The 21,681-nt window shown below is 55.9% G+C and carries 14 protein-coding genes and 1 pseudogene; 12 read left to right on the top strand and 3 right to left on the bottom strand.

The annotated features are described in order from the left end of the window. Positions 1 to 2 precede the first annotated feature (2 nt). The 6 genes and pseudogenes from ACMHXH_RS15580 to ACMHXH_RS15555 all read left to right on the top strand — a co-directional run. Complete coding sequence (locus tag ACMHXH_RS15580; protein ID WP_335912462.1) at positions 3 to 1,907, top strand: hypothetical protein; 1,905 nt, start codon at positions 3 to 5, stop codon at positions 1,905 to 1,907. A gap of 57 nt (positions 1,908 to 1,964) precedes the next feature. After that, positions 1,965 to 3,857 carry a hypothetical protein gene (locus ACMHXH_RS15575; RefSeq protein WP_335912464.1) on the top strand — a complete coding sequence of 631 codons (1,893 nt, stop codon included), beginning with the start codon at positions 1,965 to 1,967 and terminating at the stop codon, positions 3,855 to 3,857. A gap of 50 nt (positions 3,858 to 3,907) precedes the next feature. Continuing rightward, positions 3,908 to 4,120 (top strand): hypothetical protein, encoded by a 213-nt coding sequence (locus ACMHXH_RS15570; protein ID WP_335912466.1) that lies wholly within the window; start codon positions 3,908 to 3,910, stop codon positions 4,118 to 4,120. A gap of 3 nt (positions 4,121 to 4,123) precedes the next feature. Then, positions 4,124 to 5,155 carry a hypothetical protein gene (locus ACMHXH_RS15565; RefSeq protein WP_335912468.1) on the top strand — a complete coding sequence of 344 codons (1,032 nt, stop codon included), beginning with the start codon at positions 4,124 to 4,126 and terminating at the stop codon, positions 5,153 to 5,155. A 396-nt stretch (positions 5,156 to 5,551) separates the two neighbouring features. After that, complete coding sequence (locus tag ACMHXH_RS15560) at positions 5,552 to 7,507, top strand: BCCT family transporter (RefSeq protein ID WP_039034981.1); 1,956 nt, start codon at positions 5,552 to 5,554, stop codon at positions 7,505 to 7,507. Between the two features lie 31 nt (positions 7,508 to 7,538). Beyond that, positions 7,539 to 7,718, top strand: a pseudogene (locus ACMHXH_RS15555) (hypothetical protein); the annotation flags it as partial. Between the two features lie 50 nt (positions 7,719 to 7,768). On the opposite strand, the gene ACMHXH_RS15550 reads toward ACMHXH_RS15555, so the two are convergent. Together ACMHXH_RS15550 and ACMHXH_RS15545 are read right to left on the bottom strand one after the other, a co-directional pair. Then, positions 7,769 to 10,480 (bottom strand): hypothetical protein, encoded by a 2,712-nt coding sequence (locus ACMHXH_RS15550; protein ID WP_335912471.1) that lies wholly within the window; start codon positions 10,478 to 10,480, stop codon positions 7,769 to 7,771. A gap of 176 nt (positions 10,481 to 10,656) precedes the next feature. Further along, on the bottom strand, positions 10,657 to 13,377 hold the full coding sequence (locus ACMHXH_RS15545) for a hypothetical protein (protein WP_413738255.1): 2,721 nt from the start codon (positions 13,375 to 13,377) through the stop codon (positions 10,657 to 10,659). A 424-nt stretch (positions 13,378 to 13,801) separates the two neighbouring features. Here ACMHXH_RS15545 and ACMHXH_RS15540 point away from each other — a divergent pair, with 424 nt between their 5' ends. The 6 genes from ACMHXH_RS15540 to ACMHXH_RS15515 all read left to right on the top strand — a co-directional run bounded on the left by ACMHXH_RS15540 (position 13,802) and on the right by ACMHXH_RS15515 (position 20,670). Then, on the top strand, positions 13,802 to 15,088 hold the full coding sequence (locus ACMHXH_RS15540) for an acetyl-CoA hydrolase/transferase family protein (protein WP_039034996.1): 1,287 nt from the start codon (positions 13,802 to 13,804) through the stop codon (positions 15,086 to 15,088). Between the two features lie 95 nt (positions 15,089 to 15,183). Next, the gene (locus ACMHXH_RS15535; protein ID WP_335912477.1) at positions 15,184 to 18,438 is read left to right on the top strand and encodes a winged helix-turn-helix domain-containing protein; all 3,255 of its coding nucleotides are present in this window, start codon (positions 15,184 to 15,186) and stop codon (positions 18,436 to 18,438) included. Positions 18,439 to 18,458: 20 nt separating this feature from the next. Next, complete coding sequence (locus tag ACMHXH_RS15530; protein ID WP_039034997.1) at positions 18,459 to 18,812, top strand: DP-EP family protein; 354 nt, start codon at positions 18,459 to 18,461, stop codon at positions 18,810 to 18,812. A gap of 134 nt (positions 18,813 to 18,946) precedes the next feature. Continuing rightward, positions 18,947 to 19,093 carry a hypothetical protein gene (locus ACMHXH_RS15525; RefSeq protein WP_157823012.1) on the top strand — a complete coding sequence of 49 codons (147 nt, stop codon included), beginning with the start codon at positions 18,947 to 18,949 and terminating at the stop codon, positions 19,091 to 19,093. Positions 19,094 to 19,442: 349 nt separating this feature from the next. Next, positions 19,443 to 20,375: a sensor domain-containing diguanylate cyclase gene (locus ACMHXH_RS15520; protein ID WP_083390217.1), complete on the top strand. Its 933-nt coding sequence runs from the start codon at positions 19,443 to 19,445 to the stop codon at positions 20,373 to 20,375. A 10-nt stretch (positions 20,376 to 20,385) separates the two neighbouring features. Continuing rightward, positions 20,386 to 20,670 carry a hypothetical protein gene (locus ACMHXH_RS15515; protein ID WP_144361060.1) on the top strand — a complete coding sequence of 95 codons (285 nt, stop codon included), beginning with the start codon at positions 20,386 to 20,388 and terminating at the stop codon, positions 20,668 to 20,670. Here the strand turns inward: ACMHXH_RS15515 and ACMHXH_RS15510 are convergent. Beyond that, a complete protein-coding gene (locus ACMHXH_RS15510) occupies positions 20,640 to 21,248 on the bottom strand; it encodes a histidine phosphatase family protein (RefSeq protein WP_039035001.1) in 609 nt (202 codons plus the stop codon). The two genes, ACMHXH_RS15515 and ACMHXH_RS15510, sit on opposite strands and share 31 nt — an antisense overlap. Positions 21,249 to 21,681 lie beyond the last annotated feature (433 nt).

Raw genomic sequence — 21,681 nt, 5'->3', positions numbered from 1 at the left:
CAATGAATGCCAATGTAAGAACTAATATCCGCCTGCAACAGGCCAAGCTGTTTTTTATCGGCCCTGAACTTATTCAGGTTATCCAGAGTTCTGCCGAGGCCGACACCCTGTTGTGGCAATGTGAGTTGCCGGGAACCGAGGATGGCGAGCTGGCCTTGTTGCAGTGGCTGGATGACACTCGCTTTCTGGCCTTGGGCCAAAATGGACTGCTTTTTGTCTGCGATTATCAGGCGCGCAGTTGTGAACAGGTGCTGGATTTACAAATCACCGGAAGCCCCGGGGCCTGGCTCGATAGCCATAACCAGACCCTGTGGGTGATCGGGCGGGTGGGCATCGCTGCGCGCGGCCACAGCTTGCTCAAGGTCGATCTCGCGGCCATGGAGCCGGTACAGCATTGGCCTGTGAGCGCCGAAATCGAGCCTGAGTCACTGATTCTGACCCGGGATGGACGCGTGGCCTTCTATGGTTGCAATGATCATGAGGGTTACCGCTTCCGCTTTCAGCAACTGGTGTATTTTGACCCGTCAAACGAAACCTGGTCCGAACAGCCTCTGCCGGGGAAACCGGCTCCAGTGCAGGTTTCACCGCGAGATTATTGGTTCCAGAACCGTGCCAACGGCCTTATCACTACCCTGGCCGCCGATGGGGTGAGCCGTCATCAGGCCGAGGGCGAGCCTGTGCGTTACGAAGCCAGGTTGCAGCTGATAGATATGAATCTTGGCCGTCAAGTTGATGCCGGGGTGCGCTTGCTGGCCATGGCCGATATTTGTGATGAATATGATGCCGAAGCGGTTCAGGAGGCGCTGGAGCGGATTGCCGCCGGTGAGATATCCCACCAGGATAACGACGAGTGGCAGCAACTGCTCAACAGCCTGACTTCCAGCTATTTTTGCGAGCAGGAGCAAGTCTTCTGGCTGGGCTGGAAAGGGGGTGTGGTACAAAAGGTGTCGCCGAAGGGCGAGAGGCTTTCCCCTCTGTACCAACTGGGCAGCCAAGATGCGGCGGGGCAGTGGCGGCCCTTGAGCCACTATGGTGATGATCTGGTCATGATCAAGGGTGTCGACCAAGGGCGGCTCTGGTTGGCGTTCGGTGATCTCGATGAGCCCAGTCATTACTCGGTCGACATCGGCTCCCAAGCTGCTGTGCCCCAGAGCCTGCTGGCTGGCGAACAGCAAAAGTGCCCGCTCAATTGCCGCAGCTATCAACCCAAGCCTATGCACATTCCCAGTCAACTACAGGCCGAGCCTTGCCCCAGTGGCAGGGTGACTCTCTATTGTGACGATCTGACATCAAATCAAGGCAGGCTGCAACTCTTGCAGCAACTACTGGCGGTGCTGCCCCAATTGGAGCAGAGCCTGGGGGAGGCGTGCGGAGCGCCCTTAGCCTCAGTAACAGCCAGAGCCCCTGTTGCAACCAGAGCCACCGTTGCAACCAGAGCCGGTTGGCTTGGCCGCTTGAAACAGAAAATAACCCATAGTGCAGTTACTGAGCCTGGCAGGCTCTGGTTTGCCTTTGTCGATGGTTTGGGGAATCGGCACAGCGAGTACGACTTCTTCCACTATGCCGTGCGTCTGGAGCAGGGGCCTGAGTTGATTGCGGCCATCCTGGCGGCATACTGCCGTCTGCCCCAGGCCAGATGCTTGCTGGGAGCCAAGGGACAGCCAGTGCTGGCCGAGGCTGCCTTGGCGCTCAGCCAGTACAGGCAGGCACTGCCGCAACTCGCGGACTATTTCAATGTTCTCAGTGCCTTACCCGTGCATCCATTTCATATCAATCGCACCTTGAAAGTGATCTTTGCCGAACATCAGGGCTCGCAACAGTTGGCGGCTTTCCTGGCGGCGGTCCCAAGCCCCTATAACGACCCGGAGTTTAAGCTGGCCGAGAAAGGCGACTATGACGACGAATAATTCGATAACAAGGATAACTGGCAGTCGCTGGTATTTTTGAGCAAAGGATAAAGAAATATGTCATTCACAAGTTCGCCGGTTGGCGACGGTAAACTTATCTATATCGATGCGGACAATGGCTGCCCTTGCCTGTATCTCTATGAAGCGGCAGATACGGGCTCGGGTTATCGGCTCATCTGGAGCACAGACTTTCCCATGGCCGAGGGCACTATGCAGGTCAGTGGCTGTTTTCATGGGGTGCCGGGGCGTGAGCAGAGCTGCGTTATCTGGGATCAGCAGGGCTGTCTCTACTTGGTGGATCTGGCGCGTCGGCAGCAGGAGTTTTTGGCTCATACCGGGATGGAATATCTCAAAGTCGCGGTATTGAGTGATGGTCGAACCCTGGCATCACTGGGCGAAAATGACCGGCGCTGCTGTTACGATTTAATGCTCTGGCACTGGCTGGAGGACAGGGACCTCTCGCCCTCGGCTGCCATGCAGCTGAATGATGAGGTGGATAATCAGGGTAGCCCTTGGGCCGAGGTCGATGCGACCGGACTGCCGGACAGCATGGGACTGAGTTTTACCGATCGCCTCTATGCCGGGCCGGATAACAGTTTGATCCTGCATTGTCACCGCAGTAGGCGTCGTCGGTCCCAGGCCTGGCAGTTTTTGCTGCGGCTGGACCCTATGGCTGTCGTCGGCAATGATCTTGTGGGCAGTAACCCCGTAGGTAGTGACCCCGTAGGTAATAACATTAGCCAAGTTCAATGGCAGGGCCGTTATTCCGAGCTCTTGCAGGTGGCGGCCATGCCTCTGCCCAATCCGCCGGGGAATGAAGCGCTCTGGGAGTGTGCCCTGGCGCTGGACAGTGAGCGCGGTGAGCTTACCCTGCCGGCCATGGAGTTGAGCCGGGTAGCCGATGCTGAAACCGAGGCGCTGGCGTATCAGTTGCAGCGCATCGACTTGCGCCTTGGCCGCGAGATAGGCCGTTTTTGCGTGCGTCAATATACCTGCGAGCAACTGGCCGATGACGCCGACATGCTGTTGGCCCCGGCCGATGTCGACAATCTCGACTGGCAAGAGGCGCTGGGGCGTTTCTGGCTCCAGCTGGATGATATTGCCTACTGCGATGACGAAGCGGCACTTTGGCTTGGCTGGCATGGCGGCGCGACCCGCAAGGTTTCTCTGGACGGGCAGTGGCGCTCACCCTTGTACCTCCCGGATGGCGAAGATGACTTATACGACGAGGAGGGCATGAAACTCCTCGGCAAGGGCGCCTTGCTGACCGACTGGCATTATCTGTGGCGCGTCAATCCCAACCCCACTTTGGATCTGGCCAGCCAGATGAACCAAGCGCCCGCCGCCATGGACGCGAGCTTTGCTGTGCAATTACAGCAGACAGAATGGAGCAGCTTCCATGCCCAGGCGCAGGAGCAGGATACAGTTCCCCCTTTGCTTGGTTTTTCGCGAATCGAAGTCAGGGATCTGCAGTCAGCGAGTGCGAGGCTTGAGGCCTTGGACAAGCTGGTGCTGCGGGCATTGACAGATTTTGAATCGCTAAAGTCGGGTAAAGACTTGCGCCTCGGTTTTTATGATGCCGCCGAAAGCTGGGATGAGGCGCGCTTCTTTGAGGCTGTGGCCCTCCAATTGGAAGGCCGGAACTATATGGCGCGTCTGCTGGGGCTATTCATTGCCAATGAGCGGCTCCATTACTGTTACAGCGATCCACATATCAGCAAGCCGGCACTGGCCGACTGTGCGTTGCAATTGGGCTTGGCCGGCAGCCAATATCTGCCGCTGGTGGCCCAATACCTCAACTGTATCGATGTCGATCATGAGCTGTTTTTCCAACAGGATGGCAATCTGGATACCTTGCTCGGCAAGTATGCCGATACCCCTGACGGCGAGGCCTTTAACCGCCTCCTGCCATATGAAATGAGCTATCAGGATGAAGATGATTATCAATGAAATGATGCTTAATTCAGGGGTAATTATCATAAATAACAAAGGGTTGTTTTGTGATTGAGGTTTTGGATTTTGCCCCCTATCCAGAGAGATACGCCCAGGGGGGCGAATTGGGCCCCAGGTTGCTGAAAGCAAAGTCTGGTATAGGTGGCCCGGTTCTCCATCTATTGCAGATGCGTCCATTCGCTGAAGGCGGCACCGAACGGCTTTGGGCTGCCGAGTTGAGTTCATCCAGTTCTGACTGGCAAGCATTTCGAGGAGGATGAGCAATGGGATTGAGACAATCGGCCAACAGCATGGCGAGGGTGATTAGCGATCTCTTTGTTCAGCCTGAGTTTGGCGGGGCAGAAAAAGCCCGCGACCGGAGTCGCTATTTTATTGCGCTGCTGCCCATGCTGGCTATCCATTATCAGTGGCAACTGGTGTACATGTTCTCACCTTCATTGCTGCTGGCAATTCGAGAGGTCGACTTCTTTATTTCACTGTTGGCTATCTTGGCAACTGGGCTACAACTCAGTATAGGTGCGGGGTTGCTGGCAGCGCATGTTGCTATAGGGCGACGGGCGTTCGGGTATTGGTGCGGTGTGCCGCTGGCATTGGTGAACATCCTGTTCGGCTTCTCCTACCCAAAGCTACTGAGCATGCTTCAGTTTGACAAGATGATGCCTTGGCTGGGCTTGATGTTTGCCTTGGGCTGCGCTGTTGTTTGGCTGGTGGTGCAGTTACTGATCTACCTGTTTCGGCCTCCCTTGGTAAACGTTGAACCTGAACACCCTTTGCTGGCGCATCGTAAGGGGTGCGCCCCCGATCGTCAGACGCCGGCGTTGGCTTTCTTTCGCAGCAGCATGATACTGGGGATCTTCAACGGATTGTTTCTCGGATGGCTAACCTTTATGGTGCAAACTTCCGGTTCCCCTGCTTTTGCGTTGCGGTCTTTGCTGCGGCTTGAAGGGCAGGGGACAGGGACGCTCATCATGTTTTGGTTACTGCCCAGCCTCTATTTCGGCTACAGGATTCTCAGTCGCAGGGCTCGTAATCTGGGGTGGTCAGTCGCCAAGACGGTATGTTTGATGCTGTTTATTACTCTACTGTTATTACCCGGGAGTGGTGTGGTGATCAGTCTGGCCCTGTCCTCAATAGATTCCTACGTCAGTTATATCCTTATCAGCATCTCACTGATGCTGCTTTGGGGAGCCACGCTCTCGACGTCACTGCTGAATATGATGCTGCTTTGGCTGGTGCCAAAGGACCCCAGAAGCAGCCGTGATACCCAGGCCGCCTGGGTGAAGTTGAAGCAGTAGCGAAGCGGCAGACTGGCAGCCTGGTTTTGCCGGCTGTTGGCACTTGGTCTGTCTGGGGCCTCTGTGACTGTGGGCTCCTTTGCTTTTTGAGTCTCTTGGCTTTTATAAATCTCTTGCTTTTATGAATGACACCTCCCAGACAGGGGCAAACTTGCAATCAAGCACATAAATCCTTATGGTCTTAAGCGTTTTATCGTATTTACTGAAATAGTCAGCAATCCATACAAGCTGGACACAAATATATCATCAAGTAACATCTCATTGATTTACGTCACTTTTTGTACGTTTTCCGGATAAATGTAATCGACTGGATGGCGACTTGCGCCTATTTTATCCGGCATGGGCCTCTGCCTGTGATCCCAGCTCCCGAACGGAGACAAACAGAAGAGCAAAAGCATGAAAAAACACTTCGAACTCATAGATAAAGCCACTTTCTTTGGTGCACTGGGCCTGCTGCTTGCGGTGGTGATCCCGCTGGCGCTGTTTCCGGTTGAAGGCGCCGAATGGATAGCCGTTGCCAAGGCGTTTATGACGGATAAGTTGGGTTTTGCTTACCTGTCGCTTGGGCTAGCCGCCTTCTTCTTTATGATTTATATCATCTTCTCGGATATCGGCCAGATTAAGCTCGGCGATGCCGATGAAAAGCCGGAATTCGCCACAGCTTCCTGGGCGGCAATGCTGTTTTGCGGCGGGATAGGCGCCAGTATCCTCTATTGGGGCACGATTGAGTGGGCCTATTACTATCAGCACCCGCCGTTCCAACTTCAAGCCGGCAGTGAAGAAGCGGTGCGCTGGGCCGCGACTTACGGCCTCTTCCACTGGGGGCCTATCGCCTGGAGCATCTATTTGATCCCGGCCATCCCTATCGCTTATTTCTTTTATGTTCGCAGGCAGCCTGTGCTCAAGGTATCGGCGGCCTTGATGCCCGTGATAGGTGAAGGCCGCAGTCACGGCAAGCTCGGTAAGTTTATCGATATATTGTTTATTTTCGGCTTGCTGGGGGGGGCGGCGACAACGCTTGGGTTGGCGGCGCCGCTGATCAACGAAGGCTTGAGTTACCTGTTTGATCTACCATCGACCACGGGTAGCCAGATAGGGGTTTTGCTTCTGTGTACTGCACTGTTTGCCTATTCCTCCTACAAGGGAATGGATGAAGGCATTAAGGTGCTGAGTAATATTAACTTCTGGGGCGCGCTGGCGCTGCTGGCATTTATTTTGTTTGCCGGCCCTACCATCTTTATGTTGGAAACCGGCCTGGACTCTCTGGGACGTATGCTGAGCAACTTCTTTATGATGGCCACCTGGGCCGAGCCTTTCGGTGGTTTGGGCACTTTTGAGAATACCCATTTCCCTCAGGACTGGACCATCTTCTATTGGGCCTGGTGGTTGGTGTTTGCCCCCAGCATGGGCTTGTTTGTGGCGCGGATCTCCCGCGGCCGCACCATCAAACAGATGGTGGCCGGTTCAATTTTCTTCGGCTCCCTGGGCTGTGCCATGTACTTTATGATCTTGGGTAATTTCGGCTTGTCGTTGCAGTTATCCGGTGAGCTGGATGTGGTGGGTATCCTCAATGAACACGGGGCGACCAGGGCAATTTTTGCGATATTGGAGCAGTTGCCGTTCAGCTATCTGGTCATCGCAGTCTTTACGATCTTGTGTATCATCTTTACCGCCACCACCTTTGATTCCATCTCCTATATTCTGGCATCCGTGGTGCAAAACAATGTCACCGAGGAACCACTGCGCTGGAACCGCCTATTCTGGGCCTTTACCCTGTCTTTTATGCCTTCGGTACTGATGTTTATGGGTGGGCTCGCCACCTTGCAGACGGCGGCTATCGTCGGTGGTTTGCCGCTCTTGGTGATAGCCGTGATGCTGATGATGTCCGGGGTCAAGGCGGCCATGCTGGACCTGAGTCATCAGGATGGTTATGAGGATCCCGTGATTAATATTTCGGATCTGCCTGAGGTCGATCCCTGGAGCCGTGAGGGCCAGGCGCTGGCCAAGTTTGAGCAGCTGCGAGACAGTGCCATAGAGGCTGCCGATGCCGAGCGTGAAGCCCTGGATGCCATCTGGGAGCTGAAAAAACAGCTGCGCCGTGAAGCCTTGAGCCGCAGTGAATCGCACCTGGAATTGGGGGATGCGCCCGATGAGTCACTTGCCGAGCTGCAGCGCCTCACAGATGAAGCCATGACGGCGAAGGAACGTAAACTGCAAGCCTCGGAGCAAGCCCAGTCTGCCCGCATTACCTTCAATGAGCTGATGCGGCAGAAACAGGAAGAGGAAGCATTGCAGGCACAGGAAGAGGCCAAGGCACAGATCATTGAACGCCTCAATGGCCGCGACTCGTAACGCTATGGCCCGGTTTGCCGCCCAGGCCTAAAGCGGCAAGAATATTCTTGGCTGGTTATTGGCGATTGGCTCAATCACAGCGATGATCTTCGGGGTGATCTCTACCATTCACTTTAGCCTGCGCAGCATGAGCAGTTTTGATCTCTTGGTGATCCTGGTATTGCTGACAGGTGGCATAGGTTTGTTGCTGCGCTCACTCAAAGGTAACTGAAACTATCTTAAAGAGGCGTTGCCGCGCTGACCGGCAACGCCTCTTTAAGCTTAAAACAACTTGCCCAGCACACGCTTGACGACGCTCGACTCGTCTTGCTTGAATGGCTCTGCGTTTTCTTCGGTCAGACAATCAAACTTGGCGATGATTTCCAGCAGGCGTTTGCGCTCATCTGCGGTCAACAGCCCGGACATATCCGGCAGCCGCTGTTGGCTGGCCAAGTGGATAATGAAAGACTCAGGTTGCCGCCCTTCGTGCATGGCAAAATACACAGTGGCCTGTGGCGTCACACCTATCCTATCCAACCAGAGTAGCGCCCAGAATTCCTTGTCGGCTTCAAGTTGCAGGCTCACATCGACATCGCCTATGCTTGAGTGCCCAAGCGCTTCATCCTGCCAACGTTCGGCCATATTCAGATGGCCTTCGGCAACCAAATGGTTGACATAGGCTTCCCTGACACTGGGACAGCCCAACCAGTGCAGCCCTCGTTTCCCAAGACCGCTGAGAAACAGTGCCAGTCGCTCTCCCATCTCGGTTGGCAACAGCCAGACAAAGTCTGCCACGCCAACCTTGCCGCGATAATCGCTGTAGGGATCCCAGCCTTGCAGAACCGGCAGCTTCAAGGCTTGTGGTGTCAGGTTTTCCAGGCCTTCGCCGCTTTGTAAATAGGCCTGTAACTTGTCATAGACAGCCTTCGCCGCTGCCGGTTTGAGTTTTTGCTCCAGGCCGCGTTGCAGGCTGAGGTTAAATAGCTCAAAGGTTTGCTGCGGCAAGGGGCGCTCCGGGAAACAGGCCTTGAGATCGGCAATAAATCCCAGCATGGCAGTTTCATCGCAATAGCCGAGGGCATCCAACAGCTTTTGCTGAGCCAGCCAATGGCTGCGGCCTATCATGCTGTTATCTTCGGGATCGCCTTCGGCAAAGCTTGCCAATCGCTCCAGGTAACGTTGCCAGAAGCGCTCATTGGCCGGGGCATAGCGCGCGATGCGCCTGTCTTGCAGCAAAGTATGGGCATCCAGCTGCGCCTCGCTGACTCCCAGTGCCAGCAGCTTTTGATGCAGGCTCTGCTCTGTCTGCGGATCATCTATGGCGGCATATCCTTCATAGTTTGCGTAAAACTGACTGATGCGGCTGATAAGCACCATAGGCGCCAGTTTCAAAAGCAGTTGCCAGTGGCGCTTAGCCAGGATCTGCAGTTCGGTGTGAGCCTGTGGCAGTTGGCTATTTAACAGGAAAAACAGGCTGAGCAGGCCGCGCTGGAAACCATCGTCCGGGAAAAACAACCAGTAGGCCGCTTGACGCTGGCTTATCTGGCTTCCGCGTTTTCCCCCATCCTTGCCAAGTAGCGATTCGGCAACGGCGGCCATAGTGTCAGCATCCTGCTGCTCCTTGACCTCAGTGAGCCAGGCCTTGAGTATCAAATGCTGCGGATTATCGCTATTGAAGCGGCCACCATGCCGATTGAAGACACGCATATAGGCAGTGAGGAAATGCTGCTCCAGCCAGCCAAGCAACGCCTGGGTTTCTGCCTCTGTGCACTCGGGGCGGCCGAGCCGATAGGCGGCATAGGCGACGCCTCCCAAGTGGGTCGGCAACTTGTCCAGTGCCGCCGACAGACGCTCGGCAATGGCTGCATCCAACTGTGCGAAGTCACTTTGCTTGCAGGTATGGCTAAGCAGGAAAAAAGGCAGCTCTTCCAAGCTGGGTAGTTGGCAGTCGCCTTGAGTTTGCCCGGAGCTCTTGCCACTTTCCGGCTCTGCCTGGGCGCTGCCGGTATCTGTCTTATCCTGCTGCCAGGGGGCGAACCTGTCGTCCATCAACCAGGCTTCGGCAACCTGTGCCTTGGGCTCAACGCCGAGCGCATCCTGCAGCGCCAGCGCTTCATCTTCCACCCTGAGCCCCAAGATCAATTGCTTCTTGACCTGATCCCGCCACAGCTCAGTGTCTTCAAGTTCCGCTTCTACCGGCCAGTCGTCCAGGCTGTAGAAGAATTCCAGTATTGGCTGGGTTTGTTCCAGCGTTTGTTCATCGGCATAGGCCAGTAGCGGGGTTTGCTTTAGACGTTTGAGCAGCTGCGCCTTAAACCAGGGGTAATCGTCCGGATGCCGGGCAAAATGTTCCAGCAGGCTGGGGTTGACTGGATCACCCTCGGCGGTTTGGAAAAAACAGCGGCGGCTCTGTTCGCCATCACAGTGCAGATAGGCGTGGATTAGTTCGCGGCGCCAGCCGAACTCCTCTACCAGTTTGCCCAGCAGTTCCACGGGTGTATAGCCGCTGTCCAAATCCCAGTAAGGCACTAAAAAGGCGGCCAGATAATGACTCAGTTCGGGATATTGCCTGGCCAGCATGTAGAGGGCTTCTACCCCGAAGACGTTGTAGTCATCGAGAAATAGATCGCTAAAGTCGTTACGACTGCGGGAGAAGGCCACCATGGCCTCGGCAGTTGCCTTGATCTCGTCCACTAGCTCGGGGAAGTTCAGCGCTGCGGCAAACAGCACGGCTTCAGTGCAATATTTAAAGGTGTGGTGCGCTCGAGCGGCGCTGAGTGCATGCACCAGCAAGTTGCGGTTGTCGCCGGCATCGTCATTGCTAAGCGGCCGCTGCTGCTCGTTGACAAACTCGATATTGAACAGCAGGGAGCCTTCAAGACGAAAGGCGCTGCCATCGTGCAGGTGTTGCCGGTATTGCTGCAGCGCCTGGGAGATGCTAACGGGATCTTGTGGCTTGAGGCTGATGCTGAGGGTTTTGTCGAACTGGGACATATTGCTTCCTTGATTTTAAATTAACGCTTTTGCCGGTCGCTGCCTGTGTGGCACTTCCTGTTAAACAACCGGCGACCGCGCCGTGAGCCAGGGCGCGCGCAGTTATCCTGTTATTAGTTGTTTATTGGGGTGTTCCCAACTGCTTTTTTATCTATGCCTTCCTTAAGAGCCTGCTATTAAGAGCCTTGCGCCAAATCTTTGGCCAGTTGCCGGACCGCGGCAGACTCGTCTTGCAGGAAGGAGCTGAAAAGCTCGGCGTCAACCCCGGCTTGCGCCAGCAACTTCAGCAGGCGTACACGTTCGTCTATGGTCAAGAGCTGCGAGGTCTCCGGCAGTCGCCCCTCATTGGCCAAATGTTTGAGGAAGGGCGCCGGGGCGCGGCCTTGGCTTACGGCGAAATAGACAGTGCTTTGCGGCGCTACGCCTATGCTGTCGAGCCAGCCAAGGGCCCAGTTTTCCTTGGCACTCTGAAAGGCTAACCCAGTGTCATAGTCGCTGTGACGCTTGTGTCCTACGCTTTGATCTTCCCAGCGCTGCGCCATTGAGAGACTACCCTCGGCAATGAGGTGGTTGACATAGGCCGTCTCCACACTCGGCCGGTGAAGCCAATACAGGCTTTGGGTTCCAAGGCCTGCGAGAAACAGGGCCAAAGCTCGCCCCTGCGCTTCAGGCAACAGCCAGACAAAGTCGCTAAGCTCCGCCGCATCGGCGGGGTCGTCCGAGCGGCAAGGCGCCCAGTCCTGCAACTCGGCAGTGGCTTGGGGCGTCAAGGGCTCAAGCCCTTCGCCCGATGCCAGATAAGCCTTGAGTTGGCAGCAGAGGTTTTGCGCCTGCTGTTCGGGAAATGATTTGCTGAAGCTTTGCCGCAGGCAAAGATCAAACAGTTCGAAAAATGCCTGCGGCAGAGGAGTCTCGGGGAAGTTGGCCTTGAGATGGCCAAAAAAGCTCAGCCTCGGCAGCTCGCGGCTTGTGTGCAGCGCTTGCAACAACTGCTGCTGTTGCTGCCAGAGGCGGCGGCCTATCATGCTGTTATCCTTTGGGTCGGCTTCGGCAAACCGGCTCAGCCTGGTGATATAACCTTGCCAGAAGCGTTTATCGGCCGGGCGATAGGCAGCCACCTGTTGTTCTGTCAGTAGGGTATGAGCATCGAGCTGCGCCTCGCTGACACCCAGCTTGAGCAGGTTTTGCCGCAATTCGGCCTCGATATGCTCATCATCAATGGCCGGATAAAAGGCGTAGTCAGCCCAGCAATAATAAATTTTTTCAATCAGTTGCAGCGGATCTAACCTCAGCCATAGCTGCCAGTGCCTTTGTGCCAGGGTTTTTAAGGCCTGCCACTGCGGCGCTTCGAGCTTCGGGGCGCAGAGCAGGAAATACAGCGCCAACAAGCCGTTTTGGAATCCTTTATTGGCATTGGACCACAAGAGTGCAATACGCTTTCCGTCCTTACTGGTATAGAGTATCTCAGAGGCAATTTGAGCCATCTTGGCAACATCGCCCTCGGTGTCGATATCCGTGAGCCAGCTCTTGAGAAGGCGATGTTCACGCCTTTTCTTTTGGTACTCTCCGCCCTCATAGAAGATATGATGCTGAAACTGTAACGGCAGCTGCTGCGCCAGCCAGCGAAGCAGCGCCGCGGTCTCGTTGGCCTTGTCGGCTTCCGGGCTTAAGCTGTGGGGCGAGTTCAGGCGGCTCAGGCGATAGGCGGCATAGGCGCAGGCGCCAAGGCTCTTGGGCAGTTCGGCCAGCGCGCTTAGCATAGCCTCTCCTACTTCTGCATCCAGCTCCTCCAGCTCGCCAATCCTGAGATAGTCTTCCGGCTCTTCCAGGTCATAAAATAGCGCGGCATAGTCAGAGTCCGGCTCGTTCTCATCATGCTCCCAGTCATAGTCCTCTGCCAGAGCCTGCTCTTTCCCGGTTTGCCATAGACAATGACGGTCGTCTTCCCGCCAGGCCTCTGCCACTATTACCAGAGGTTGGCTCTGCTCGCTCAGCTGCGCCAGCAAGGAAAGCGCTTCATCCTCTACCCGGCGACCCAAGATCAATTGCTGCTTGACCCGATCCCGCCACAGTTCAGTGTCGTCAATGTCAGCCTCTACCGGCCAGTCGCCCAGACTGTAGAAGAACTCCAGTACCGGCTGGGTTTGTTCAAGCGGTTGTTCATTGGTATAGGCCAGTAGCGGCGTTTGTTCGAGACGCTTGAGCAGCTGCGCCTTAAACCAGGGGTAATCGTCCGGATGCCCGGCAAAATGTTCCAGTAGGCTGAGGTTGACTGAATCACCCTCTGTGGTCTGGAAAAAGCAGCGGCGATTCTGCTCGCCGTCGCAGTGCAGATAGGCGTGGATCAGTTCGCGGCGCCAGCCGAACTCCTCCACCAGTTTGCCCAGCAGTAACACAGGTTGGTAGAAGCTTTCCAAGTTCCAGTAAGGCACCAGAAAGGCGGCCAGATAATGGCTCAGCTCGGGATATTGCCTGGCCAGCATGTAGAGGGCTTCCACCCCGAAGACGTTGTAGTCATCGATAAAGAGATCGCTGGAGTCATTGCGGCGGCGGGAGAAGGCCACCATGGCCTCGGCAGTGGCCTTGAGCTCGTCCAATAGCTCGGGAAAGTTCAGCGCTGCGGCAAAGAGTACCGGTTCGGTGTAAAAGCTGAGTCTGTGATCCCGGCGGGCAGTATCGAGGGCGTGTTCCAACAAGGGGCGGTTGGCACCGGCATCGTCACGGTTAAGCGGCCGCAGCTGCTGATTGACGAACTCGATATTGAACAGCAAGGAGCCATCGAGTCGAAAGGCGCTGCCGTCGTTCAGGTGTTGCCGGTATTGCAGCAGTGCCAGGGCGATGCTGGCGGGATCCTCTGGATTGAGGCTGACGCTGAGGGTCTTGTCGAACTGAGACATACTACTTCCTTGAAACTGGGGTCCTGCCCGGGCACTGGGATGTGACGTTTTTCGCCATGAGGCCCAAGGCTTGGCTAGTCTAACGACAGTGGCTTTGAGGGTAAACGCCTTATCCGCCACGGTGGCATTTTTGTGAGGCTCGCAGTTTGCAACCTGTTTGCTGTGGCGTAGCGCTCACTTTCCACAGTCGCGGGGGTTAGGTTGTTTGTCAGGGATTGCCCTTCACAGAGCAACTGGCTAGGGTTAAGGCCTTTTTGTACAGGAGTTGGTTTTCCCTCCGGCGGAGCCTGTCATGGCTTGGGTGAAGTCGTCTCGATGGGACAGCCCAAGTCAATCAGGCGGGATGTGGGAAAACAAATACGGCATTGCCTCAATCAAACTCTTGTCACGGAACGGTATAAATAAAAAATAAGGAAGCAGCAGTATGGCGCCAAGAGTTTGTTCCAGTGCACTGGAAGCGGTATCCCTGATAGGGAATGATGAATTTATCTGGACCCACTCTATGGGAGCCACCCCCAGAGTCTTGCTGGAGGCGCTGGCACAGCATGCCATGACGCGGCAGAACCTGACCTTGCTGCAACTGCATACCGAGGAAGCCGAGGCCTTGAGTGTGCCCGAGCTTAAGGGCCATCTGCGCCATCGCTGTTTCTTTGGCGGCGCCCCGACCCGCGCCCTGCTGGCCAGTGGCGAGGCGGATTATGTGCCTGTCTTTTTATCCGAGGTGCCCAAGCTGTTTCGCTCCGGCGAGCAACCCATAGATACGGCGCTGGTACAGGTGTCACCGCCTGACAGCCATGGCAACTGTTCGCTGGGGATCAGTGTCGAAGCCAGCCGCGCCGCTTGTGATGTGGCAGGCCGCATCATAGCCCATATCAACCCGCAAATGCCGCGCACCCATGGCGACAGCTTTGTACCCTATGACCGCTTTGCCGCCGTGTATGAACAGAGTTCGCCTCTGCCCGAACACCCCATGGCCGGAGCCGATGCCATCAGCCAGGCTATCGGCAAGCATGTGGCCTCTCTGGTTGAAGACGGCGATTGCCTGCAGATGGGCATAGGTGCCATTCCGGATGCCGTTTTGGGGCAGTTGGCAGACAGACGAAACTTAGGGATCCACACCGAACTGTTCTCCGACGGCATTCTGGCGCTTTATCGCTCCGGGGCGATTAACAACAGCCGCAAGAAGGTGCATCCGGGGAAGTTGGTCACCGGCTTTGCGCTTGGCAGTCGCGCCCTCTATGACTTTGTCGATGACAACCCCGAAGTGCTGTTTCTGGATATAGAGCAGGTTAATGACACCTCGGTTATCCGCCGCAACCCGCAGGTGATGGCCATCAACTCGGCGCTGCAGGTGGATATTTCCGGCCAGGTATGCGCAGACTCCATAGGTACCCGAATCTATTCCGGGGTAGGTGGGCAGATGGACTTTATTCGCGGCGCCGGTCTTTCTCCCGGCGGGCGCTCGGTTATCGCCCTGCCGAGCACGGCCGCCAATGGCGCGGTTTCCCGTATCGCGCCCGTGCTGAGCCCAGGTGCCGGGGTAGTGACTACTCGGGCCCATGTGCACTATATTGCCACCGAATATGGTTGCGCCAACCTCAGGGGCCGCAGTATCCGCGAGCGGGCCAGAGCCTTAATCGACATAGCGCATCCGGATTTTCGCGAATCCCTGTGCCGGGAGACATTCGAGCTCTGGGGTTTGAGTATTTGAGTTAACGCTCATTACGTAAAATTTAACGCTGTTATCATGGTGTTAACTTTGTATACCGGGTAAGATGCGGTCAATCTCTTATCGCGGTAGGTTCCATGAGCGACAGCAGCTTCTTTTTGGGTGATTGGCAGGTCGAACCCGGCAGCAATAGTTTGCGGCTGGGAAAGCGCCTGCGGCAGTTGGAACCCAAAGCCATGGATGTGCTGCTGTATCTGTGTCGTCGCAACGGCGAGGTAGTCAGCAGCGATGAGCTGCTGGATGCCTGTTGGCCAGGCAGCGACACGGGCGATAACCCGCTGCACAAGACCATCAATCAGCTGCGCCGGGCGCTGGACGACAAGGCCGGCGATCCTTCTTTCATCGAAACTATCCGCAAACGCGGCTATCGAGTTGTAGCCGATATCCGTTTCCCCATCGGCCACGAAGCCAGTTTGCCGTCGCTGGCCTGGAGCCTGGGCTCACCATTTCCCGGGTTAAAACCCTTCAGCGCCGATTATGCCGGGGTGTTTTTCGGCCGCAGCGAACAGATCAACGCCTTACTGGAACGCATAGCCCGGCAGATCAAACATGGCCGCGGGTTTTGCTTGCTGCTTGGCCCCAGCGGCAGCGGTAAGTCGTCGCTGATCAACGCAGGTATTTTGCCCAATCTGGCTTCGCCTCAGGGCTTTCACGGCATAGGCCTGACCTGCTATTCGATACTGGATCTGGCCGATGTCGCCGAAGATCAACTGCTGATGGAATTGGCCGCCGCCATGCTCGACTGGGAGCTGGACGATGCGCCGGTATTGGCAGGCTACAGCGCCGAAACGCTGGCGCATGCACTGGAACAGGATATCGACAGCCTCTGCGCCCAACTCTGCCAGGCGCTGCCGTCCCAAAATTGGCAGAAGCCCAGGTTCGGCCTGTTTGTCGACCGTCTGGAAGTGCTGCTGTCTTCGCCGCGCTTCTCGGCCGCCGCCCGTGAGCAGGGGCTGGCGCTGCTCGACACCCTGGCGCGTTCCGGAGCCGTATTGCTGCTCAGCGCCTGTCGCAATGAGTTCTACCCTCAGGTGGTTGCCAGCCCCAGCTTGATGGCGGGCAAGGGCAATGGCGCCCATTTCGATCTCTTGCCGCCCAGCCGTCAGGAACTGCTGCAGATGATACGCTTGCCGGCCGCAGCCGCAGGCTTGAGTTGGGAATTTGACCCTGAATCGGCACTGGGCTTGGATGAGCTGCTGTGCCGTGAGGCCGCCAGTAACCCGGATGCCCTGCCCATGTTGCAGTATATGCTGCAGGCCCTGTATCTGCAGCGCAGTGACGACAACCAGTTGCAACTGGCGGTTTATCACCGTCTGGGTGGGCTGGCCGGGGCTATAGGCCAGGCCGCCGAAGATGCCATCGCCTCCTTGTCGAGCTCGCAAAGGGCGGCCCTGCCGAGGGTGCTGTCGCTGCTGGTGACCCTCAGGGAAGATGAGCAGTCGGTCACCAGTCGCAGTGCCAGATATTCCGAATTGGCCACGGATGCCGAGCGTGCCTTGGTACAGGCCTTGGTCGACAGTCGGCTGTTTGTCTCCCATCTGGAGGACAGCGAACCTGGTTTCAGCATAGCCCATGAAGCCTTGCTCAGACGCTGGTCCAGGGCCAGAGACTGGATAGATAGCCACAGGGAAGGGCTGGCGGCCAAGGCCAGGCTGTTCCATCAGGCCAGGCGCTGGCAACAACAGCAGTGCAGCCGCGATTTTCTGCTGCCCCAGGGCAAGCCACTGACCGAAGCGCTGGCGCTGAAAAACGATCCCCTGCTTGAGCTGGATCCTGTCAGCGAAAGCTATGTTGCCGCCTCCAGCGCCAGAGGGCAGCGCCAACGGCGCCTCAAGGGCGCGACCTTCATGCTTTTATGTCTCTTGACCCTCATCTCGGTATTCATGAGTTATCGCAGCGTTGAAGCCGAGCATCAGGCGCAGGCAAAGCGCCTGGCGGCAGAAGACTTGCTGGGCTTTATGGTGGGCGACTTTGCCGACAAGCTGCGCAGCATAGGCCGGATGGATCTGCTCGATGGTGTCAGCAACAAGGCGCTGGATTATTTTCGTGAGGCCGACGGCAGCCTGAGTGAGGCGGCGCTGTTTCGCCATGGCCAGACACTGGAAGCCATGGGTGAGGTGGCCTATTCCCGTGGCCGGGTGGATGAAGCGGAAAAGGCACTGCTGGCCGCCAGAGACAAACTCTTGCCGCTGCTGTCCGGCAGTACAGATCAGCTGGAGCTGTTAAAGACCCTTGGCGCCAATGCTTTCTGGCTTGGGCAACTCAAGTATGACCAGAGTGATTGGCAGGGCACCCGCCCCTGGTTCGAGGTTTATCTGCAACACAGCCAGGCCATGTACCGACTGGCGCCGGACAACAGCGAAGCGCTGATGGAACTCTCCTACGCCCATAACTCTCTGGGGTCCTTATCGATGGAGCTGCAGGACTTCAGCAAGGCGCGCCAGGGCTTTGAAGAGTCGCTGCGGCTCAAGCTGATTGCATTGTCCGAGTCGCCGGATGATCCTCAGCGTCTGGCCGATGTCGCCAATGCCCGCTCATGGCTAGCCAGCGCCGCCAGTGCTGAAGGGGATATTCAAGCAGCCATCGCCATTCATAAGCAGATAGCTGAAGAGTTAAAACGGCATGCTCAGGGAGAACCCTATCAGCTATATAGATTATCCGGGAATCTGGAGATCTTGGCTCAGTTGTACAGAGCGGTGCAGCAACCCGAATTGGCCAGAGAGAGCGCAATTGAAGCCAGTCGGGCTATTGCTGCCGCACTTGAGGCCGATCCGGAAAATGAGCGCTGGCGAATGCAGCAATCTTTTGTTGAGGTGTTACTGGTTAGCTTGCTACCGGCATCAACAGAAAAAACGGCCATGCTTAATACTTTGAATGGATATATGGCCAGTGAGCCGTCAAGCGAAACCTCGACTAAACAGCTTAAATTGGAGGCTCGTTTTTGGTTGGCTGCTGCCAATGAGCGGCTCGAACAAGGTGATTATCAGCAAGCTCAGAAGCTTGCTTTGTTGGCAGAAGCGTTTTTTACAACATTAGGACAGAAAACGGTTTTGGGCACTGTCGATATGGGAGCCTTGGCCGAGGCTGGGCTTGTAACCGCCTATAGTGTGTCCATGTTAAATAACGATATAAGCTTTGCCTATACTCACTGCCAGAAAGTCAGCCGAATGCTGCAACCATGGGTCACTGTGAATCATGATGCCCGTATACTCGCGCCTTATGCTATGGCTTTGGATTGCATGGATGACCAACAGGAACTATTGAAAATGAAGGCTAAATTTGAGCCACTTGGTTATCGTTTTCGTCAATTTAAATACCCCCTCAAAAACTAACCTGAAACAAGGATGAAGCAATGTCTGTTCCCGTAAAAAATATCATTGTCACCATTACTCTGGATGACAACCGCGTGCCTCAGTTTGCCTATGAGCCGGACGGCCCAGTAGTGGTAGATAAGCCCAACACTCATATTATCTATAAGCTGCAGGACAAGACTGATATGGACTTGGCCTTTGTCGGCGCCTCTTTCGATACCCCCTTCGACGGTATTATCGATGCGGTCAAGACCGAGGCTCCGGATATGCTGATACTGATGGATACCAACTCAGTGGTGGGTAAGACAGGCTTTAGGCTGATCCTCAGTAACAGCAGCAACACTCTGCTGGTTTCAAGCCAGGATCCTGAAGTCGTGAATACCGGCAATAACTGAGCAAGTTTATGTTACTGAAAGGGTGTTCAACCCAGGCTTGATTACATTAACCTGGGTGGCTTCAGTCCTGAAACTACCCATTAAGTTTTTCATCTCCACATAAGGCATGTGGAGCGAATTGACATGGAGTCGTTATGCGTATTGCTTTGATGGCCAGCGCGCTGCTGGCAAGCTTTCCCCTGGCACTGAGTGCCGCTACTCAGGCCGAGATCGATCTGGCGATGGCGCCGGTAAAGAGTGACGCCGAGTTGCAACTCTTGCTGGCCGAGCCCGGATCCTGAAGTCGTAAATAAGCCTGACTAAACAAGTTGTAGAAGTGAGATATTCTGCTTGTTTTTGTTTAAATGTGGGGGCTCTAATCTTAAAGCTGTCACTAAGGATATAAAGTAACTATTTTCCCCGAATCGTGCCGAACGGGGGATTCTTTCCCGCCCGAAAAGCTCCAATGGTTGCCAATCATTGCCGTATTTCTGTGGTTGGACGCCTTTCCTGTCTACAGAAGGTTGGAATTATTAACGATATTTTTCAATAGATTACATCGTAAGCTTATCAGAAGGTTTGCCTTGTACGTACGCGCTAGAGTTATCCCTGTCGAAATTGAACAACCCGCAGGTCGGGAGGGAGAACAGCATGGCAAGCCCCTACAGCAATGAAGCTGGTTTTAGTCAGTGTGAGTGTGACAGCGAGGCTTTGGCGACCCTGATTGAGTGCATGCAGCAACCTATGGTGCTGGCCGATGGTGAGGGCAAAGTGTTGGCGGTGAACTCTCCGGCGGCCGAGTTGCTGGGCGATCAGAGCGAAACCTTTGCCGGTGAATTCTGGCATACCTGGTTGGCGGCGCCTTACCGTAGCCGCTACGCCAGCATGTTCAGCAGCCAATACGGTCGCCAGGTACCACTGCAACATGGTCCCTGGGAGGTATTGCTCAGACGTGTCGATGGGGTGGAGCTGCCGGTGAATCTGTCGCTTTCCTTTATTCAGGGTTTGCTGCCGCTGTTTGTGATTGGTTTGCATGATCTCAGCGGCCACAGGGATGAGATTAAACGCCTGTCCACCCTGGCGGCGACCGACTATTTGACCGGACTGGCCAATCGCCGCACCTTTACCGAGACACTGGAACGCCAGTGGCAGCAGTGCATCGATAAGCACAAGCCCATCAGCACCTTGATCATAGATGCCGACCATTTCAAACAGTTCAACGATCAGCATGGTCACCTGATGGGGGACGAATGCCTGAAATTGATGGCCAAGACCATAGCCGCGGCGTTGCCATCGCCCCAGTGTCTGGCGGCACGTTTTGGCGGTGAGGAGTTTGCCCTGGTGTTGCCCGGATTCAACAGCGCCATGGCCTGGGTGGTGGCCGAGCAGATAGCCGAGGCCATTCGTAGTCTGGACTTTGTCAAATTGGGGCTGAGCCGTGAGGTTTGTGTCAGTGTCAGCCAGGGGATTGCCACTGAGATCAATGGCCAGTACCGCACCGCCGAGGCCATGCTCAGTGCGGCGGATACCGCCCTGTACCGGGCCAAGAGCGATGGCCGCGACAGGATCAAGTTATCCGCCTGAGGAGGAGAGGATGAACTGGTATGTGATGACGCTGATGCCCAGTGCCCGGGAGCGGGCCGACTGGTTTGTCGATATTCAGCTGCGGCGCTACTGCCATTCGCCGAAAAAAGCCGCCCTGAGACTGTGGAAGGGCTACTGCACCGAGCCTTTGGTAAGGCAGCTGCTGAGCGACTTACAACAGATAGCAGCGGCTGAGGGGCAACTTCTGGCGGAAGAGCAGCGCTATTTGCAGGCCTTGTTGGCCCACTTCGACTGGTTGGCGAGTCAGCAACAGATGCGTTTGAGTCTCTCCTGAGCCTCACTGTGAAAGTGATAGAGGGCATCCTGAGGTTTGTCCTGACGCCAAAGTGCCTTGTCATCCAGGCCCAGCAACAGGGCGCGCAGGATAATCCCTGTCAGGCCGTGCGACACAAGGATCACCCGCTCCGGGGTTGCCGGATCGGTCAGCCAATGTGCCAGCCGCTGTTGCACCTGGAGTAGTGTTTCTGCGCCCGGGCCCTGCAGATACCAGTCATTGCGCCCGGCAAGCTCGGGTCTGGCGGCGTGGATATCGGCGACCCGGGTCTGCTCCCATTCACCTAAACCGCATTCAATCACCCTGGGCTCGGCAATAATGGCGCCGGGATCCCGGCAAAGCACCTCTGCCACCAGAGTCGCCGTTTCCATAGCCCTTCCCAGCGGGCTGGAAACCAGCTGAAATTCTTGTTCAGGATTGCCTGCCGATTGCCGCAGCTGTTGTTGCAAGGCAACACCATAGGCCTTGGCCTGTGCCCTGCCGAGTTCGGTCAGCGGCGAGTTACAGTGTCCCTGCAGCTTACCGGCGGCATTAAATTCAGTTTGGCCGTGGCGTAGTATAAATATTTCCTTTGGCATGGCGGTCAATTCCCGATACTGCTTAAACGGTTGGCTGCGAAAGAGGGTACTCCCCGGCTGCGTAAGGAGCAAGTTGGAGCTGAATACTAGTGGCCCACTTGCCGTGGGCTTCCTGTCCATCTGCACCGCAGGTGATGGGCTGCAGCTTAGCCAGCAGCTAAACCAGCAGATAAACCCAAGGTCATTGGTTAGTTTTTGCCTGAAGCTATCATAGCCGCTGTACCAGCGGCCTAAAGTCGTGGTGTAAGTGCATCCATGCACAAGAGCCAGTTCGCCATCCCTGGCTCTCGCTCGTAGCCGGTCGCTACGCGACACTCGCCAAACCACACCGGGCAAGGGGCTTTGCTTGTCCAAAGCCCCTTGCATCCCCAAGGACACCCCGACGTAGCCGAAATCCCCGCTGGCTTATGAAACAAATTGGCTACACTCAGGA

This window comes from Shewanella sp. BJSY2023SW001, assembly GCF_047314685.1.
Lineage (GTDB): Bacteria > Pseudomonadota > Gammaproteobacteria > Enterobacterales > Shewanellaceae > Shewanella > Shewanella indica.
This window is presented reverse-complemented; position numbering and strand designations above follow the sequence as displayed.

Bases quoted from the DNA above. Each gene is read 5' to 3' on its own strand.
- ACMHXH_RS15580 (WP_335912462.1), top strand. From the start codon at position 3: ATGAATGCCAATGTAAGAACTAATATCCGCCTGCAACAGGCCAAGCTG.
- ACMHXH_RS15575 (WP_335912464.1), top strand. From the start codon at position 1,965: ATGTCATTCACAAGTTCGCCGGTTGGCGACGGTAAACTTATCTATATC.
- ACMHXH_RS15565 (WP_335912468.1), top strand. From the start codon at position 4,124: ATGGGATTGAGACAATCGGCCAACAGCATGGCGAGGGTGATTAGCGAT.
- ACMHXH_RS15560 (WP_039034981.1), top strand. From the start codon at position 5,552: ATGAAAAAACACTTCGAACTCATAGATAAAGCCACTTTCTTTGGTGCA.
- ACMHXH_RS15550 (WP_335912471.1), bottom strand. From the start codon at position 10,480: ATGTCCCAGTTCGACAAAACCCTCAGCATCAGCCTCAAGCCACAAGAT.
- ACMHXH_RS15545 (WP_413738255.1), bottom strand. From the start codon at position 13,377: ATGTCTCAGTTCGACAAGACCCTCAGCGTCAGCCTCAATCCAGAGGAT.
- ACMHXH_RS15540 (WP_039034996.1), top strand. From the start codon at position 13,802: ATGGCGCCAAGAGTTTGTTCCAGTGCACTGGAAGCGGTATCCCTGATA.
- ACMHXH_RS15535 (WP_335912477.1), top strand. From the start codon at position 15,184: ATGAGCGACAGCAGCTTCTTTTTGGGTGATTGGCAGGTCGAACCCGGC.
- ACMHXH_RS15530 (WP_039034997.1), top strand. From the start codon at position 18,459: ATGTCTGTTCCCGTAAAAAATATCATTGTCACCATTACTCTGGATGAC.
- ACMHXH_RS15525 (WP_157823012.1), top strand. From the start codon at position 18,947: ATGCGTATTGCTTTGATGGCCAGCGCGCTGCTGGCAAGCTTTCCCCTG.
- ACMHXH_RS15520 (WP_083390217.1), top strand. From the start codon at position 19,443: ATGGCAAGCCCCTACAGCAATGAAGCTGGTTTTAGTCAGTGTGAGTGT.
- ACMHXH_RS15515 (WP_144361060.1), top strand. From the start codon at position 20,386: ATGAACTGGTATGTGATGACGCTGATGCCCAGTGCCCGGGAGCGGGCC.
- ACMHXH_RS15510 (WP_039035001.1), bottom strand. From the start codon at position 21,248: ATGCCAAAGGAAATATTTATACTACGCCACGGCCAAACTGAATTTAAT.